Origin of the sequence: Mycoplasma anserisalpingitidis, from assembly GCF_007858495.1 — a bacterium.
GTDB classification, from domain to species: Bacteria; Bacillota_I; Bacilli_A; order Mycoplasmatales; family Metamycoplasmataceae; genus Mycoplasmopsis; species Mycoplasmopsis anserisalpingitidis_A.
This window is the reverse complement of the sequence record NZ_CP041663.1, coordinates 137,915-158,528: the sequence shown is the minus strand read 5'-3', so window position 1 is coordinate 158,528 and position 20,614 is coordinate 137,915. Positions and strand designations below refer to the sequence as shown.

Genomic DNA, 20,614 nt, shown 5'->3' with positions numbered 1-20,614 from the left:
TTGTGTTATTTTGTTGCATTATTTTCTTAATTTGAAATAGAAGTTAATAATACCAGTATTGTAAACAAAAGCTTGTTGCATTCTGTTAGTTCAGTTTTTAGCACCGTCTTTAATATATAAGAACCCATTACGGTAGTTGAAGTCTTTATCATTTTGACCAGCATCAATTGTTTCATCGATATCTAAGATAACTACTTTGTCGGTAAACTTAGGTTCGGTAGTTCAATCTCTTTCTTTCTTAGCTACATAGTCATATGAAGACTCTAAAATTTTCTTATCTTCGTTGTAAATTAAATTTAAATTATTTGAAAGATAATCAACAAAATCATTAGCACTTCAAACTATTCTGTCTGTTGTTTTTGATGTATTAGTGTATTTAGTATCATTTAATTTATAATGTTTAGCAAATAGTGAAGATTCATAGTAGTCTAAGTATATCATAGCTTTTTTCTCACTGTTTACAGTATCAATAGATAATTTAAATTTAGCTAAATTAACTATAGCAAAAGGCATAGTTTCTTCTAGAATAGCCGCACTATTTTTAGCATTCAATACTTTACCATATTTTTCTTTATATCATCTATAACCACGTTTTTTACCAAATGAACTTTCTTGTCTTGCAGCGTTATTTGCTGTAGCAGGAGTTATAGTCATAAGATTTATAGTTTTTGTACTATCATCACTAAATAATACTACATATGCATCATTATTTTTTGAACTAATTGAAATATATTTATCAACAACAAAGAATGATTGGTTATTTAAACTAAAGTCAAATACTCCATTTTTGATATTTTCAGACATAGGAGTTGAAGTATTTCTTTCTCTATCACTAGCTTTAATTATAACTTTTTGTTCAGTACCTAAAACAGTTGATTTGAATGATTCATAAATGTTATTTAAAATAACATCTTCAGTATCATTATTATCTAATAATCCACTTCTTTCTAAATCAATAAGTTCAACTTTAGCTTCAGGACCAAATACATCTACTGTTTTGCCATTTTTAACAACAGATTGAACAAATACTGCTGATGAACCAGATTGAATTTGAGCAATATTTGTTGTATCAAAGCTAATTTGTAAGTCTTTTACTAATTTAACTTCATCTTTATTAACAAAGTTTTTTAAGTTATTAGGTGTATATAAGTATTCAACTCTTAAACCTAAAATTTGTTTTGATGAATTAGCGCTTGGTAATTTAACATATCAAGATTTATCATCTTGTTTAACAATTCTTACCCGTACATTATCTTTATTTAGAATTGTGTCTAAATCAATGTCAGTAAAGGCAAATTTATCAAAGAAATTTAATAAAGTTTTACTTGTTGTAATGTCAATGAATTCCATCGAAGTTGCATCAGCAGGGACGAATGACATAAGTGCATTAATAAAGTCTGCGCGTCTAGTTTGATTATTAGTTTGAATATTATTAAATTTGTCATCTTTAATAATGTAGTTAAACAATTTAACTTCATTACTTTCGACATTAACTCATTTATAAAGGTTATCAATCTTAGAGAAAATGTCGATAAAACTGTTTACATACAAGTCAATATCAACCGAATTAGAATCGATTCTTTGTTTTACACTAGTTAAAACCCCATTTAGGTTATCTACTTCAGTTTTATAACTATTTTTAATTTCATCAAATGAAGAATCATTAGTATTAATTGATACTTCAGAGATAATTTCATCAATATTACCTCTAAATGTAGGACTGATGTAATTTATACCATCTTGATACATTTGATTAAGTAATGTATTGAATGAATTTCTAAAGTTTGTAAGTTTTGTACCATATTCAGATAGTTTTGTTGGATCTGTTAAATCCGCTTTAGTCATTTCAGTTATTTCAGAAGTTAATTCAGTTAAAGTAGTAGCAAAACTATTTTTGTAAGTATCAATTGTTTTATCAAATTTAGCATTTTCTAATAAATTATCTTTATTATCATTATTGATATAACCTTTTAGTGCTTCATCAAATATTACAAATAATCCTTTTTTGCTTGTATCAGTATTATTGTTTAAATTAAGATATTTATTAAATCCTAATTTTAACTCTGAAATAAATTGATTTCTAGCATCGTGAAGTAATTTATATTTATCTTTATAATCTGATTCAAGTAGCTCTTTATAGTTAACTTTATCACGATAGTTTTTAGTATCAGTTGTGTCAACGCTTTTACTACTATTTATCGCACTTGTAAGAGCATTATATACTTCACTAGACACATCCGCACCATTACGAGTTGAACTCATTTGGAATTTTTCACTTAATTCCATAACGTCTGATAATTCATTTGACACTCAAGTTTTTACTGAGTTAAATAAAGCTAAAACTTGGTTTTTGATTTCTGTATCTGCGGCAATTAAAACTTCATTTAATTCACCAATAGTGATATTTTCACTTTCAAATTTAGTTCTTGCATCTTCAACATCAGTTTTTGCTTTTTGGGTAAAAGTATCCTTAACATTATAAGTTTGACCGTAAGAATCAGCTGTTTCCATATAACTCTTAAGTTCATCTGCTCTATCTAATAATTTTTGAATATCTGCTTTTTTAGATTGATTTACTAATTCTAACTTTTCTTTTAATAAATCAAATTTTTCTTTTTTAGCACTTTCGTCGATAAATCCACTTTTGATGGTTGAACTTGCTTGTTGAACAGCTTGTTTTAATTGTGCATATGCTTGATGAGTTTCTTCTGAATCGATTAATTTGTTTGGATCGTTTGATAATAACATTTCATATGAAAGAATATTATTAGCATAAATAATATATTTCTTAACTGTAACTGAGTTTGAAAGGATTTGGTAAACCTGTGTAGGTTCTCCAACAAGGACTTCAGTTGCTGAAGAAGAGATTGTTGTGTTGAAATATCTAGCTTTTATGTCATTAATTACATCGTTGTATTGTTCAACTGTTGAGACTCTAATTTGATTTTCAAAATCAGATTGTGCACCATCTAAGATATTAAGAATAACTTGTTTTTCTTCAGAAGTTAACTCTAAATTAGAATTGATTGCAGACTCTGCTTTAGATCTTTCTGAAACAAATTCAATATTAACTAATATTCTATTTAAATCGTTTAAGTCAGTTAAAATATCAACTTTACTATCTACTTTTTCAACTGAATTATATTGTGAGTATTTAGTATCGATTACATCACATTTAGATTTAAGTTTTTCTAGTTCCGCTCTTAATTTTGAATCTTGAGTTGATGAGAAATTAATAATCATATCTCTAGCAACTTTAACACGTGAAGATAATTCAGTAGCTTTATCAAAAATGTTAGTTAAAACATCTAATTGAGCTCTAATTTCTTCAAATGTTTCGGTTGTTAAACCAACTTTTAACGAATCTCCATTTAAGGATGAAATATTCTTTTCTTCAATTTTTGAAATTCTATCTAAAAGTGCACTTCTTAATTTTTCATTTTCTGAAGCAAGATTTTCTACTTTTTCAGATTTAAATTGATTAATTAAATTATAAATTTCAGTTCTTGAAGTGTGGTTAGATTCTTCAGTTGCTAGGATTGCATCAAGTGTTTTAACTCTATTTGAAAGTTGCTCTTTTCAAGCATCAGTCGATGCTTCAGAAGTATAAGTAATAGGAGTAGAATCTCATAATTTTTTAACTAGATAATCAACATCAGTTTGATATCCTTTGTAGCTAGCCACATCAGTTTTTCTAGTTGTTATTTTGTCAGAAACTTCTTTTTGCTTGTTGAATAATTCTTCAGCTCTACCTAAAACTAAAGTTAAATTGTCATAATTTTCTTCGTTTCTTTGGTTATAGAAGCTTGTAAGTAATTCCTTGAATCATTTTGTTCAATTATCGTAATTTTGTTTATTTCCACTTACTTGTTCATATTCATGATATTCAATTTCAGGATTTAATGTAGACTCAGATTTAATTCTATTCATTAAAGTAGTAACTTTTTTAGATAATTCAAGAGCCTCATTAATTTCTTTTACATGCGAATAACTAGAAGGATCATTCAATTGATTTGCTTTGGATTCAAGTAAATCACTTGAAACCTTAGGATTCATATACATAGCTTTAGAATCAGCAATATTTTTATCAATTGATGGAATGAACTTATTAAGGAAATCTTGTGTAATTTCATGATTTGTAGAAGATTTAATTAATTCTTTGGCGTTAGCTTCTTGTTTAACAGCTGCAGCTAATTTTTTAAGTGGTTCTAATCTTTGCTCTAATTCAGCTAATTTTGATCTTATTTCTTCAACACTAACTTTATCTTTAGAATTTTTGTTTTCTTCACTTAATTTATCAAGTTCTTTAACGAATTCTTCATATGCTTTTTGATCTGTTATATCAGCATTACCCAATAAATCTTTTGCTTGTTTATATAAACCGGTTAATGGTTCAGTCTTACTTCCTAAAGTTTTAATATTAGTGTCTCTTAAATCACTAAGTTCAAGAACATTATTTGTTTCGGAAACTAAACGATCGTAATTTTGTTTAAGGATTTCATTTTCATAAGGTTCTCTTGGAAGAGATTTATTTATAGCAGAAACTAATGCTTCATAATCTTTTTGTTTAGCAGGATTATTTTGGAATTCCTTAATTTTTTCCATTACTGGAGATTCTTGTTCTTTAGCAAGTCTTAAAGCATTAGTAGCTTGTTCTTTAATTTTATTCAATGAATCAAGACTAAAGTTTTCAGGTTTAATTAATTCAGATTTTAAGCTTGTTACTAAGTTATCTAGTTGTTCCTTAACTTTACCTAAAACTGGGTCATTTGATAAAGCGTTTATATTTGTTGCATTAGCAATAAAATCTTCTAAATCTTTAATAGCATTATTTGCTTGATCATATTTGAAGGCCTTATCAAGATTTTGATTTATTTGTTTAATCTCTTCTAAAGTAGCATCAGGTTTAACTTTTCTATCATCAAAACCATTTTGAATTTCTTCAAATTTATCATAACTATAATTGTTATGACCATCTTTATCTTGAGGAATAGTATTAGAAGTGTAATCTTTAACTTTCTCTTCAGTTTTTTGAACGGCAAGATCAAATTCTTCTTTAGCTACCTTTTTATCTTCAAGTAATTTTTCTCTTTGCTTAATTAATTCTTCTATTGCTTGTTTAATTGAATTTTCAGTTTCATATGGTGAATCAAATAACGCGTTGTTTTGAGTTTTTAACGCTTCAGCAGTTTTCTTAATTTCAGCATAAATAGCTTTGTCTGATTCTTTGTTGTTTTCATCGGAATCATCAAAAATTTCATCTAATTTTTCAATTTCTTCATTTAATTGTTTTTTAGCTTCGTAAACTTTTAATGATTCTTTAATTTCATTGATATTATCAAGAATTTGTGAAGCACTTTTATCTTGATTAAATAATGATCTTTGTAATAAATCTCTAGCTTGTTTTTCTAAAATATCATATTTAGGTTCATCTTTAATAGATTGAATAAAATCATATAAATTATTTAACTCTTTTGCAAGAGGAACCATATTTTCAATTTTTGCAGCAGATTCATAAATTTGATTTAAATCATTTTTACTTGATTCACTATTAGCAAAACCATTAATTTTGTCAAATGATTTTTTAATAGCTAAGTAATCTGGATCATCAATATTTTTATTTTCTGATTGTAGTTTATCGTTTGCTAAAACAATTTTATCTTGTTTAATAGCTAAATCTAATAAGTCGGCTTGTTTATTTGAAGAATTAGTTGCGTCTTCGAGTTGAGCTAAAGTAGGTAATTCACTTGAAAGCATTTTTTCAATAATGGCATTTACTTCTTTTAATCTAGATTCACTTGAAGATAATTTAGAATCAGTAATTCTTCCATGTTCAGTGCTTTTAGCATTATCAATTGCATTTTCAAGTTTATCTCTAGCGTCTTCAAGTTCTTTAATTCTAGGTGCGGTATCTCTAATTTCAACTAAATCTGCGATTAAATTATCTCTTTCAGCATCACTAATATTTGGGTCTAAGATTTTAGCTTTAATAGATTCATAGTGTTTTCTTAATCCACCTTCACCACGACTATTATTTGCATCAACACCATCATCAGGGTAGTTTTTGTTGATTTGATCTAAAGTTTTTTCAAGTTCATTTTCAGAAATAGCTAAATTAACAATTTCTTTTTGTTTGTTAACTTTATTTTCAATCTCTTGAATTATTTCTTTAGCTTTAGCATTGTCAATCGAAGGATTTTCAAGTTGTTTTTTAAGTTCTTCAACTTCAGAGTTGATTTGATCTAATTCCGCTTGAACTCTATCTTTAATTTCTGGATTAGCATCGACATAATCATTTCTATTAGCGAAATCTTTAAGAAGATTTTCTAATTTATTTTTTTCTTTAAGATTTTTTTCAATAATTTCTTGTTCTTTTTGTTTTTCTTTAAGAGAATCAATTAATTCTGCAAATTTTTCAGGAGAATCTAAAACAGATAAATCGTTTTTAATATTATTTACAAAATCATTAATATTAGCCAATTCTTTCTTAGTATTTACATACAACTCATCATCTCTAGTAGCTTGAGGAAAAATAGTGTCAGCTTGTTTTGCGATATCAGCGTTTTTTGCGTAAATTTGATTATTTAATTTTAATAATTCATCAATATTACCTAAGAAATCATATTTTAAAATTTGTTCTTTTAAGTTATTTGTACTTGAAGGAGAATATTGACTACTAATTTTTGCTGATTCAGCATTTAATTGATTAATTTTTTCAAGAATAGCTTGACTTACTGGATCAGACATTCCGGATAAACTGTCTGCAATTTTTGCAGCTTTTTCTTCAAGATAAGCAAGTTGTTCTTTTGCATTTTGTCTCAATTCTTCTTGAAGCATTCTAGAGTAAACATCTAAATCTAATGAATCAATTGAATTGTTATTTTGAGCATTAGCAATTTTTTCTTTAATTAAATCATTTGAAATTTGAACAGTATTTTTTGTATCAGGATATTTATCAAAAAATTCTAAGTCTTTTAACAACTGATCTAATTGTTTATTTGCTAATAATGAATTATTCTTAACTTTATTGTAATCTAGATTAATTGAGTCAATTTTATCTTTTAAATCCTTACCTGAATCAACACCTTTAAAAAGATTTGATAAATCAAGTTGTTCTTTTAGCTTATCATAATCAGCTTTTTTAATATCAACATTTATTGAAGAATTATCTAAGTAATTAGATATTTCGTTAAATTTATTTTCAGCATGTTCAAAATAAACTAAATCATCTAAGTATTTATCCTTTAACTTAGCTAATTCATTAACATCATCAATTGAATCAATCATTTCAGGTGTTAAATTATTTAATTTATTGAATTCATCTTTGAAAATAGTTAAAGGATTACTACTAATAAGTTCTTTAAGAGTATTTTTTAATTCACTAACTGGTTTTTGTAAGTCTGAATTATGCACTAAATTATTATTTAATAATTTTTCAAATAATTCTAATTCTTCTAAAGAAGAGCTGTTTTCTAATTTAGATTCAATATCTTTAATTAATTCTTTATCAGGGTTATTTGCTAAATCTTTGTTTTGTTGTAATAATTCTTTTACAGATTCTTTTTTAGCTTGAATTTCACTATCCTGTGCTTTATTATTTTTATATTCTTCAATTTGGTTTTTAAGAGTTTCTAAAGAGTTTACATTAAGATCTTTAGATAAAATCAAATCTTCATATTGTTTATAAATTGCATCAATTTCAGATTCATCTAACCTAGAATCACCCTCACCTAAAATACCATTAATATAATCTATATAAGGTTTAAACAATTCATCTTGTTTTTGAAGTTGAGCATTTAAATTCTCTTTATATTGATTTAATAATTCTTTAGTTTTTTCTGAATTATTAGGAATATTTGCATTCTTGATAATTTCATCGATTAACTCTTGATTATTTTTAAGGAATTCATTTCTTAAATCACTCTCAGTTATAAATGAAGCTTGGTTTTTAAGTAAATCTTGGAGAAATTGATTTTCACTAGGTTTAATGCTATCAGGAAAATTTTCAATTAAATTATCTAGAACAGATTCTCTAGTATTATTTAAACTTTGTAATTTATCCAATGCAGATACATTTTTATCAAGTAATTCTATTGTAGATTCAATTGAACTATTTAACTTATCGTTTTTAAGGAATTTAAAACTTTCAGTAGAATTTTGCAATAAATTCTTCAAATCTTTAAGAGTAGCTTTTGATGATGAATCTTCGATGGTTTTTGTGTGTAAACCTATGTTTAATCCAAGTGTACCTGCAGCAACTCCAAAAGCAACACCAAGAGTGGTGTTTAATATAATTTTACTTTTTTTCATGATTTTACCTTTCTATTCTCCAGTTTCCTTATTTAGTTTAATAATGATATTGAAATTATCAAATAATTTAGCTGGACCAGCACCATTTATTAAATAATTTCCTGCTTTAATTGAAGTATAGTTTGTTGTGGTTGGAACATCAGAATCTTTTAATGCGTTTTCTGTCAAGAATTGATCAGCGAATTTAAGAACTTTATTAAGTTTATCTTCTTTAGTGTCTGTATTTCTTATTAAATAATCGATCCCATATGTGTTATTTTCTTTTAAAGTTCCAAGGAAAGAATAAACACCTCACTGTGAATAAACATAGAATGAATCGGTATTTGAGTATTTACTTACATCCGCAACTGGTTCAAATTGTCATTTCATAACCATTAATGCAATAGATTTTGTTCCGTTACCTAAATCTTCGAAAAGAGGTATACAAATAGAGGTTGGAAGTCAAGCAATATCACCATGATCATCAAATGAATATGTTGAGATAAATGATAATTTTACATCTTCGTCAGAATTATATTGTTTACTATCAATAGTAACATTTTGGTTAGCGTTAGCAACAAAATAAATACCACTAGAAACCGTATGTGGTCCTGTTGGGATTTCTACAGTTTTTGTAGGAGTGTATTTAACACTCTTAGTAGTTGAATAGTCAGAAATTGTATATACCTTATCACCAGGAACACTAATTCTAAATGCTTCAAGTAATTTAGACAAAGCATTACCATCAGTTCAACCAGCTTCAGAGAATTTGAAAAGACGTCTTCTTTCATCTTCAGTATTAACACTTGAACCAGCGTAACCTTTACCAACAAAAGGTAATAAATCTTTAGTTATAACTCCATATTCAAGAGTTTTGAATTTAGTTTGAACATTTGGATATGTATAAACCATTTGAGGAACACCATTAAAGTATGTATTATTTGCTACACTAGAGTCAAAAACAATTGCAAGATTGTATTTTGCATTTTTATATCTTGTATCTGATTGGAATACTGTTTCAATTCACTTATCAGATGAATTATTTTTATAAATGTAAACTTTAATGTTATCAGTATTAAAAATTAAGTCATTTATACTATTTTTAAGAATTGAGTAGGCATTAAAGTAGTTTAATAATTTTGTTTTTCCATTTAATAATATAGCTTCTTTAGAATCACCATTAACTGTAATTGATGTTTTATTGGCCGCTTCATTATCAATATCAGTAATGAAGTTTTCTAAAATATTACCATCTTTAATTTCTGAATATGAATAACGATATGAAGTTGAATCACTCGGATTTACTAAATTAGTCAATTCTAAGAATAAGTTTTCGAAGTTAACTCTTTCATTTAATCAATCTCTATATTTAATAGTTGCATTATATGCACTTGTTAAATAATATGTTGCTTCAGCGGTAGAAATTTTTGAAGTTTCAATTATATTTGCATTCATTGAATCAATAATATTCTTAATTGAAGCGTATTTATCGTTGTATTTTTGTATAAATTCATAGAATGGTTTAGATTTATCATTGTTTTGAACTAGTGTTTTGTAATTATCACCAGCAATTAATTCTAATAATTTTTCAACATCTTTTCTATTATTAATATAAGTATTTAATATAGTCTTAAGTGAATTAGTGTCTTTAAATAATAATTTTTCATAAGCTAACTTATCATCAATTAATTTTGTTAAGAAAGTTTTGTAACCAGTGAATACATCATTGTAATCTTTTGCTTTTTCTTCTTCTAATGTTGGTAAAACATCAGTAGTAGCAAATGCATTAACTTTAGAAGTATATTCAGTAATTAAAGTTTGTAAATTGCTGTTATCAAATTTAGATTCAGCATTTAAATAATCTTTAATAGTTTTAGCATCATTAGTTCCATTAGTAGTAACTTGAGTATTGAATTTATCATAAGCATCTTTAAGGTTATTTAAAGTGATTCTTGAAGTAGACTTAATACTATTGTAAGCATTATCTAATTTAATTTTCTTACTTCTAATGTCGTTATAAATGTGGGTTTTATAATTTTCATCTGCAAAATCTTTATCAGTATCAGGGATATTGATATTTGCTTCATCACCTATTTCATTTAATGCATCATCAATATTTTTGTATTGAACTTCACTAATACCGGCAATTGTTTTTAAAGCTTCGCTTGTATAAATATTGTTAATTCCATTTTTGAATAAATCTCTATATAATTTTGATTTTTTAATTGATTCAACAATTTGACTTCTTTCAAAATTGAATAATGCTGTTTTTTGTTGTTTAATTTTTTCTCTAGCAGCATTCATTAAATCATTTGTATTGTTAATTCAATCAAAGTTTGAAAGTGAAGGTACAGTTAAACTGTCTAATGTTTGAATAGCTATTGCATCAAAGTCATTTAATTTTGGACTATTAGTTTGAGTATATTCAACAGCCATAAAGCTATTAATTCTATTTGATTCTCTAAGAAGTTGTTTTGCTTCAGTTAATTTTTTGTCTTGTAATTCGGCAATAATACCAAAGGCACTATCATTAATAGCAGAAATAGAACTTTCTTTTTCTTTTTCATTTCTATTATCAATATTTGTAATATTAGTTTTAGCTGTAGCGATGATTTGATCTAACTTAGCATAAAGAGCGATCATATCAGCACTTCCAACAAAGTTAGGGTGAAGTTTTTTGTACTCTTCATATTTAGCTTTAACAGTTTCAGCATTTTTAATTTCAGTTTTTAAACTTAATGTATTTGCTTTAGCTTTCTTAAGAGAAGTTTCAGTATTACCTTCTAAGTATTTTTCTTTTAAAGAATCATAATAACTTTGAGATTTATTTCCTGAAATATTTTGAATTTCATTTTCAAGATTAGTAATAATTTTTTGTAATGGAGCACCTTCAGCTGCTGTTAAAGTACCATTAGTAATATCATTTTCTAAACTAATTTTAGCTTTAGCATATGCATTTAATAAATCAATTCTTAATAAATAGTTTTCAAGTGCTTCTTTTTTAGAATTAATTGATGTAGGAGAGATATCTACTACTCAAGCATTTTTATTTTCTTCAACTAATCTTTCAGTTTCAGTAATAAATGCAGAAATGATTGGTAATTTACTATATTGAGGATTATTTTTAAGGTTTTGGAAATCCCCATTAGCTTTAACAACTTTTTCGTTAATTAATTCAACTCCAGCAATATATTTATCTACTTGAACATGAATTAAGTTAAGACTTTGTTTTTTATCTGATGAGAAAATAAGTAAATTATTTGTTTGTGTTTCAATAGATTGAGTAAATTGGTAATTTGACTTATCTTTAATTTCAGGATTAATATCAGTATCTTTAGTACCATTAAAGGCCATCTCTTCAAGAGTTTTATCATACGCTGCTGTTAATGCAGTTTTAAGTTCATTGTGTAAATCAGTATCTCTTCCAGCAACTGTGAATTTTTTAAGCATTTCGTCTTTATATTCACTAACAGCTTTAAAATCTTCAAGTCTGTCCTTGTAAATACGAGCTTTTTCTTTTGATTCAATGTCCAAGATATTTAAGTTACTATTAAATACAACTTCATTATCATTTACATCAATTAAAGCAGATTTAATAATTGAATCACCGAGGAATTTATATGATCATTCGTGAATTTTCTTTTCATTATCACTTGTTGCTTTATCAACATTTGACTTAATTTCATTATATTTCGCAATATTAGTAATTTGCAATTCAACTAAATCACTAAATGAAGATAAGTTTTTGTTTAATTGAGTAATTTTTGTTACATTAATGTTTTCTAAATCTTTACCTAAATTATCCATTGATTCTCTTAAATGAGTTAAATATGAATTAACTCTAGTTTGAGCGTCACTAGAAACTAGTGGTAAATTATTTTTAATATTTGTAGTACTATTTGTAACTTGAACATCATTAAGATTTAAGTTTGAAGTTATTTTATTTTGTAAATTAGATAATTTAACATCAAATTCTCTAATGTTTTTAAGAATTGTTACTAAACTTGTAATTTCTGTTGAAGTTTTGTTAATTTTGTCAGCACTTACATCTTGACCATCATATGTTTCTCTTTGTAATTCTGCTAAAGATTCAAGTTTTTCTTTAATTTTTGTTTGAATTTCTGATGCTGGATTTAATTTTGCAATAGCATCAATTTCATCCTGAGCTACTCTTGCTGAATTTGAAGCTTTTTGAATTAGTTCAAAATTAGATTTAAGAGCTTTTAATTCTTGTTCAACATCTAATAATTCACTCTTTGCTGTTTCTAATGAATTTGAATCAGATGAAAGTTGATCGTATTTAATATTAAGCGCTTTATCTTTGATCTTTTTAATAGTTTCAGCAAAAACAGTTGCAAATTCTTTATCATCTAAATCACTTGTTATATTTGATTGTGACTCAGTATTGAATTCACTAATTTTGTCTAATAAGTCATTCTTTAACTCATTAAATGTTAAAGAATCATTATATACTTTTTCAATATTATTAGTTTTAGTGGTTGTATCTTGAAGTAATGATTCAAAATCAGGATTGGTTAACTTATCAAAACTGATTTGGTTTTTTTCCATTGCATCTTTAAGAGGTTGTGAATTAATTGAATATTTTCTATCTTCTTCAGGTTTTTTAGCATCTTCGTCTAAAACCACAATTCTGTCAATAACATTTTTAGCACCTTCAGCATATTTTTTTGCTGCATCAATTAATTTCTTAGCTTCTAAATAATCTGAAAGCGAAGCGTTAGGATTATCTTTAACGCTATTGTAAATTTGATTAATTGTATCTTGAATATTGCTTTGGTATTTATTTTTTAATTCTTCAACTTCAGCATTAGTATTGAAACTTTCATCCATGAAATCTTCAACAACTTTTTTAGCTGTTTCTAATTCATCTTTAGCATATTCAAATCTAATCTTATCTTTGATATTTGCTAAATCTTCCATTGTAGTTGTAGATTTACTACTATTATCAATTAATTTATTAAATTCAGCTTCCAATTTACTTAAATATAATGGGTTAACATTATTTTTAAGTGCAGACTCTTTATATTTTTCAAGTTCAGTTTTAATAAGTTGAACTTGATTATTGTAATTAGTGTCTAATTGCTTTTTAGCTAATTCAGCATTATTTTTAGCTTTATTAATTTCTGTTATTAAACCAATTAGCTTACTATTTTTATTTACTATACTATCATCATTAACAATGTTTTCGTATTTTTGTTTAAGTCCATCATAAAGTTCTTGATATTTTTCTTGTTCTTCAGAGTATATAGCTCTATTATCAACACTATCAGGTTTAGGGAATACTTTATCTAATTCTTTAAGAGCTTCTTCAGCTTTAATTTCATTACTAATTTGAGTAATAGCATCTCTTATTTTTTTAGTTTTTTCTTGAATAGTTGCAAAACTATCTTCAGCATTTATTTTATTAGCTAAAGCTATGTCAGTCATTTTTTGAAGAATAAAATCTCTATTATCATCAGATAAGTTTTTAATTTGTTGTTGTGCATTATTTAATGTTTGTGCTAATTCTATATTAGCTTGCACTCTAAAGTTAAAATCATTAATTTCATCTGCAGTTTTTGAACTATTAGCATCTGTATAAGCTTTTGAATCTTGAATTAAATCATCAATAGATTTATTAATAGTATCAAAAGGTTCACCAACAAAATCAGTTTTATTGACACTAATATTATCAACTGTATTAACTAAGTTATTACGAGCAACTTCTTTATTTAATTTTCCATCTAAGTATTCAACTTGATCTAATTTGTCTTTTAATTTATTGTTTGAATCATTAGGTGAAAGAATGTAATCAGGATTAGTTTGTTCAGCCTTAATTAAATTATCAATTACATCTGTTAAATTATTTGCTTCATTGATTAAATCTTCAGGTTTGTGATCACCAAAGTCATAGTATTCAGAATTTTCTACATCAATTTTTAATTTTTTGTTAGCTACTTCTAATTGATGAGCTGTAGCGATATTATTTCTTAATGTAATCATTTCATCATTAAGTTTGCTTTTTTCAGCTTCAGTAATATTAGGATTATCTAACTTAGATTTAATTTCATTTAACTTGTTTTTTAATGCAGTTTGCATTGGAGTATCTTCATCATTTTCACGATCATTAACAAACTCATAATTGATTTTGTTCATTGTATCTTCAAAGAGTCTATTTCCGATGATTGCATCTCTGAGTTCTTTGTAATCATTTATTTTATTTTTTAATTCTTCACTCATTTCATCAACATTTAAAGTATCTAAATCTAATACTTTATCATTATTTGCTGAGATTGTGTCTGTTATATCTTTTGCAGCATTTTTTAAAGCTTGACGTAACACTGGATCAATTTCATTTGTAACTTCAAGAGATTCCTTAGCAATCACTGAATAATCTTTAAGTTTTTCAGCATTCTTTTTAGCTAATTCAGCTTTTTTCATCAACTCATTAATTTTTTCTAGTTTTTCTTCGTTACTTAATGAATTGTCTTCATTAATTGAGTTAATTTCCTCTTTTAAGTCACTAAAGAATTTGTCTACATTTTTTTCTAAATCTGCATCAACCTTAGAACTATCAAATCCTTCAATACTTGAATTTCAAAAATCATCAAGATTATTATTGAATTCATATCTGTTTTCAAGTTTTTGATTGTTTTTAAGAAATTCTCTTAATAATTCTTCTTTAGGTTTAATTTGAGATAAAACTGATGAAGAATTAGGGTTTGCTAAAGATTCAGAAGAATTAATTAAAGCTTCAAGACGTTTTTTGCTATCTTCATCAATGTAATCTTTTTCTAAGTATTTTTTGTTAGCTTCAGCTAAATCAGCCAATTCTTTTTTGTGAAGATCTTTAAGTTGAGTGCTTAATTCATTGAATTTATTAAACATTTGTTTAAATTCTTCTTCATTCTTAGGATAAGTATTTTTAAGAGCCTCTAAGTCCTCTTTAAGTTTGTTAGCAACTTCTTTATCAACATTTAGTCCATTTGTAACTAAATCATTTAAATCCTTGATTGAATCATTAATTTCGTCTTTAAGTAAAAGTTGATTGTTAATATTTGAATTAAAATCAGCTAATTTCTTTTCTAAGTTATTAACTGTTTGGTCAAAATCAAGATTCGTTAATTCTTCTGAAGTTAATGAATTGAATAAATTATCAAGAATATTAGCAAAGTCACTTGTTACTTTTCCTTCACTAATTAACTTGTTAAGTTTATCTTTTGATTTATCAAATTCGTTTCTTAAAGCTAAAACTTTATTTTTTGAGTCTTCTACTTTTCTTATTGCATCGATTAAGTTAGATTTGTTGTTTAAGTCTGAGTTAGATAACTGTTCTGTTAATTCATTAAATTTATTTTTTAATGCCTCTTCATTTTTTCTAAATTCAAAATCAGTATTTAGATTGTTACTTAACTCTTCCTTTAATTCTTCAATAGACTTGTCATATTTTGAAGCACTATCAATTATAGAATCAAGTTTTTTGTTTAATAAGTCATAGTTTAAGAAGTAATTGTCTTCGTTAGGCGCCTCTGATGCTGATTTAATTAAATCATTGATTTGTTTTTCAATTTCTTGTTTAACTGATTGATCAAGATTTTGAGTTTTTAAATTTTCTAATGCCGCATTTGCTTTTTTACGAAGTTTTTCGAACTCTGAAATGTTTTTGTTGTTTTCAGTAATTGCTGAATCAATCAAATCATTTAATCTATTTGATAAAATCTCAGAAGTATTTGCATCTAAGTTCTCAGCATCATTAGCATTTTTAATAAGCGATTCAATTTGACTTCTTAAATCATTTGAAATAACAAAGTTAGGATCATTAAGTAGTCCATTAGCTCTAATTATTGTTTTTTCTAAGTTGGCATTAATTAAATTCTCTTCATTATAAAGAGATAATAGTTTACTCTCTAACTCATTTAATAATTGATTTTTGTCTTCTTTAGAAGAAACATTTTTGATTTGTTCTTTGTATAAATCAATCAATTCACTTGCTTTTTCTTTTGTAGAACTATTTTTGAATAATTTCTTTAAATCTTCAATTGAATTATCTGTTGTTCTATCATTTCTAATATCATCTCTAACTTTTTCAAAAGCAACTAAATATTCAGTTTTATTAACTAACTCGAAAACTTCATCAACCGAAACAGAATTAGATTCCATTTTGTTAACAATTTCATCATAAAGTTTTAACAATTCATCAGAAACATTTTCTGCCCCTAATTCTTGAATTAGTTTTTCAATTTCATTTTTCTTAGAAATCAATTCTTCAAATTTAGTGTTCTTATTAGAATCATCTTTTAAGAGTTTATTTTCATGAATTGAAAATGTATAAGCTCCCAATCCTAAAGCAACACCAGCAGAAACAGCTGCTGAAGTATAAATTATTTTAGATTTCTTATTTTTAACACTCATAATAACCTTTCGTACTCTAAAATTTATTTAATTTGAAAACAAAAAAATTAATATTTTTTATTAATATTCTTATTTGTTTAAATTTTAAATCTTTATATAAATTTGTGAAGTTACTGCAACTCTTTTTGCAATAATGATTCCATAAATATGAAACGATATTTTTAGAACTATAAATAAGCTGAAAAAGTTATTTATATATTTTTATATTTTCATATCACAAATCAAAAAAAAAAAAAAAAAGACTTATTTTTTTCATTTTGATTGCTTTCAAAAGAAAAAATCAGTTCTTTTTTTATAAAAATCCAAGAATATTAAATTGAATATTTTTTGGTTTTGTATCAATTAAATTTACAACACCTAACTCAATATTTTTTGTAATTTCTTTTAATACTAGATCAATTTCAGCATCATTTTTAATTTTTATATCTAAGAAAATATGTATATTTTTTTTATCATATTCAAAGCTTATTTTTGGTTCACTTACCATTTTTACTTGTTTATTTAAATTAAAACTTTGCTTAATAACTTGTTTAAAAGCGCTTTCTTGAACAGAGAAAAATTGATTTAAATTAAAATCAACTGTTACAAAATTCATAATTAGTTACTTCTTCCGACGTATTTACCTGTTTCAGTAGAAACAATAATTACATCATTTTCTTTAACAAACATAGGTGTTTCAAGCTCAAATCCTGTTTCTAAAACAACTTTCTTTTGAGGGTTAGTTGTTGTGTTACCTTTAACAGCATCAGGAGCTTCTGAAACCTTTAATTCAACATTAATAGGTAATTCAACATCAAGAACTTCAGATTCAAATACACGAATTTGAACTTCACTACCCTCTTTAAGGAAGTTTAATTCTCATTCAACATTTTTAAGAGGAATTTCAACTTGTTCGTAAGTTTCATTATCCATTAAGACAATGTTTTCTCCATCATTGTATAAGTAGTTCATTTTTCTTTTATCAATATGTGCTGGTTTAACACGATCTCCACCAGTAAATGACTTAATTGTTGTTGAACCGGTACGTAAGTTCTTAACTTTAGCTTTAACGTTAGCTTGACCACGTCCTTGTTTTGAGTGTTGAGCTTCTAAAACAACAAAAATATCACCTTCATCTTGGAATGTTATACCAGGTTTAAATTCATTAACATTAATCATTTTTGACTCCTTAAAATAATTTTAAATATTATACATAAAACAATAAAAAACAACAACCATAAAGGTTGCTGATTATGATTATTATCATTAACTTACTTTTACAGCGATTTTTAATACACCGTCTTTACGGCTTTCGAATAATTCGTAAGCTTCAACGATTTTATCAAAATCATATTCATGTGTAACAAGTTTTGTTGTATCAATCATTCCGTTTTCAATCAATTGCATTAAACGACGCATTCTTTCTGATCCACCAGGACATAATGATGTTTTAATTTGGTGATCTCCAAGACCTGCTGCAAATGAGTCAAGTGGAATTACTAAATCTTCAGAGTAAACTCCGATTGATGATAGTTTACCTCCAGGACGTAAAACTCTTAAACATGTTTGGAATGTTGAGTTAAGTCCTAAACATTCAATAGCAGCGTCAGCCATACGCCCATTTGTAATTCTTCTAACTTCTTCAACAACATCTTTATTTTTGAAGTTAATTGTGTGTGTAGCTCCATATTTTTTAGCCATTTCTAAACGAGCATCTTCACCATCAACTGCAATAATTGTTGAAGCTCCTAATAATTTAGCACCAATTGTAGCGCTAAGTCCAATAGGTCCTTGAGCAACAAGAACTACTGTATCTCCTAAAACAATGTCAGCGTTTTCTGATCCTTTAATCCCTGTTGAAAGAATATCTGGACACATTAAAACTTGTTTGTCTGTTAAAGTTGCAGGAATTTTTGCTACGTTAGCCATAGCATTTTTAACAAGAACATATTCTGCTTGACATCCATCTTCGATATTTCCAAATTTTCATCCAGCAGTTGCTTTATATCCGTAAACTTCTCCAACTCCATCTTGTGAACCTTGTCCATATTGACAAGCCGCTGTAAATCCACTAGGTGTAATAGCTCCAGCAAGAACTCTTTCCCCTAATTCAAATCCAGTAACATTATCACCGTATGCTGCTACTGTTCCTACTGATTCGTGTCCGATTGTTAAACCTGGAACAACTGGGTATTCACCTTTTTTAATGTGAATGTCTGTACCACAAATTGTTGTTGTAGTAACCTTAATTAAAAGGTCGTTTGGTCCAACTTGAGGAACTGGTTTTTTAACTATTTCGATTTTTCCTTTAGCTTGAAAAACTAAAGCTTTCATTTCTTTTGGTAAACTAATTGATTTCATAAAATTCCTTTCATTAAATTGTACATTTAAATTATATTTCAATTCGACTAGAATCGGTGGATAATCTCGTTTTTGCATATATAATATGGAATTTTTTTCAATTTCTGCACCTTAAAAATCTCAGTTTTCTACCTTATATATATTATAAAGATTTTGAAATGAAAAAAGCACCACACTTGGGTGCTAGCAAAATTTTTCAGAACAATAAGTTACTTTGATCAAAGTACTCTTCTCACATCGACTATCTAAAATCAATTATCAACTTTTGAGTCATCGAATTTTGTTTCATCTTCATCTAGATCTAAGAAGTTTGAATTAAAGTCATCATTTTGAGTTTCAGAATCGTTTTCGATCTCTAAAGTATCATAAACTAATGTTTCTTTTTCTTCTTTAACTTCATCTAATTTAGCTTCAGCTTCATTTTCTGAATTTAAATTATTAATGATATCGACTTCATTATTTTTTGATTCTTCAATTACATTTGTTGTAGCTTTATTTGCTTCAACATCTTTTCTTTCAATTACACGCCCGGCAATAACTGAAACTTTAAATAGGTCAGTTTCACCTTCAATTCTTTCTTGACCAATAATAATGTCATCTTCATCAATTGAACTATTTGTATTTAAGAATTTATTAACTTCATCTACAGCAGTTTTAATTTCATTTAATGTTGCAGATTTATCATATTGAATGTTAATTAAGAATCTTTCAGCACCACAAATTTCTGTTGAATATAAGTTATTTTGGAATGCTTTTTCAACCGCTTTGGTTGCACGGTTTTTTCCTGATGCTTGTCCAAGCCCAATAAGTGTTAATCCTGATTTTTCAAGTATTCTACGCATATCAGCAAAGTCAATATTAATTGTCCCTATTCTGTAAAGAATATCATGTATGGTATTGATGATATTTTTGAGATAAACATTTGATTTTGTATAAGCGTCATCAATAGGAACATCACCATATTGTTGTAACAATCTTTCGTTTGAAAGAACAATGTATGAATCAACTTTTTCTTTAAGTTTTTCAATACCTTCTTTTGCAATTCTAGTACGTTTTCTACCTTCTGTAGAAAAAGGTGTAGTTACAATAGCAATTGTTAATGCACCATTATTTCTAGCAATTTCGGCCACAACTGGGGCAGCACCTGTACCAGTACCACCTCCAAGACCAGCAGTAATAATTACAACATCTGCATCTTTAAGTTTCTCTTCAATTTTACGAGAGCTTTCTTTAGCTCTTGCTTGCCCAACTTCAGGATCACTACCAGCACCTAATCCACGAGATTCTTTTCCGAGTGCAAGTTTGTTTGGACATTTATTTTTTGCAAGTGCTTGTGCATCGGTATTTGCAACGATAAATTCAACTGAAGGGTATTTTTCCAATTCCATCATTTGAACAGCATTATTACCAGCACCACCGATTCCGATAACTTTTAACTTAATTTTAGCAGTGTTTTCATTAATTAATTGTTCATCTAAATCGTCTTTTTGAGTTTCTTCAACCACATTATCATCAAAAGGGTTGTAGAAATTTGGTTTTTTAATTTCTTGTTGTGTGTTATTTTCTTGCATGT

Annotated in this window: 6 protein-coding genes; all 6 read right to left on the bottom strand. The window is 26.7% G+C overall.

What is annotated here, in order from left to right; translation table 4 throughout:
- Nucleotides 1-18: 18 nt before the first annotated feature.
- The 6 genes from FOY43_RS00635 to ftsZ all read right to left on the bottom strand — a co-directional run bounded on the left by FOY43_RS00635 (nt 19) and on the right by ftsZ (nt 20,612).
- Nucleotides 19-8,310 (bottom strand): hypothetical protein, encoded by an 8,292-nt coding sequence (locus tag FOY43_RS00635; RefSeq protein ID WP_146308589.1) that lies wholly within the window; start codon nt 8,308-8,310, stop codon nt 19-21.
- A gap of 12 nt (nt 8,311-8,322) precedes the next feature.
- On the bottom strand, nt 8,323-16,701 hold the full coding sequence (locus FOY43_RS00630; protein ID WP_146308588.1) for a hypothetical protein: 8,379 nt from the start codon (nt 16,699-16,701) through the stop codon (nt 8,323-8,325).
- Nucleotides 16,702-16,993: 292 nt separating this feature from the next.
- The gene (locus tag FOY43_RS00625; protein WP_146308586.1) at nt 16,994-17,296 is read right to left on the bottom strand and encodes an MMB_0454 family protein; all 303 of its coding nucleotides are present in this window, start codon (nt 17,294-17,296) and stop codon (nt 16,994-16,996) included.
- Nucleotides 17,297-17,298: 2 nt separating this feature from the next.
- Nucleotides 17,299-17,859, bottom strand: a complete 561-nt coding sequence (efp, locus tag FOY43_RS00620; RefSeq protein WP_146308584.1) for an elongation factor P — start codon at nt 17,857-17,859, stop codon at nt 17,299-17,301.
- An 87-nt stretch (nt 17,860-17,946) separates the two neighbouring features.
- Nucleotides 17,947-19,041: a zinc-binding dehydrogenase gene (locus tag FOY43_RS00615; RefSeq protein ID WP_146308582.1), complete on the bottom strand. Its 1,095-nt coding sequence runs from the start codon at nt 19,039-19,041 to the stop codon at nt 17,947-17,949.
- A gap of 245 nt (nt 19,042-19,286) precedes the next feature.
- Nucleotides 19,287-20,612, bottom strand: coding sequence for a cell division protein FtsZ (ftsZ, locus tag FOY43_RS00610; RefSeq protein WP_146308580.1), 1,326 nt, complete (start codon nt 20,610-20,612; stop codon nt 19,287-19,289).
- Nucleotides 20,613-20,614: the final 2 nt, after the last annotated feature.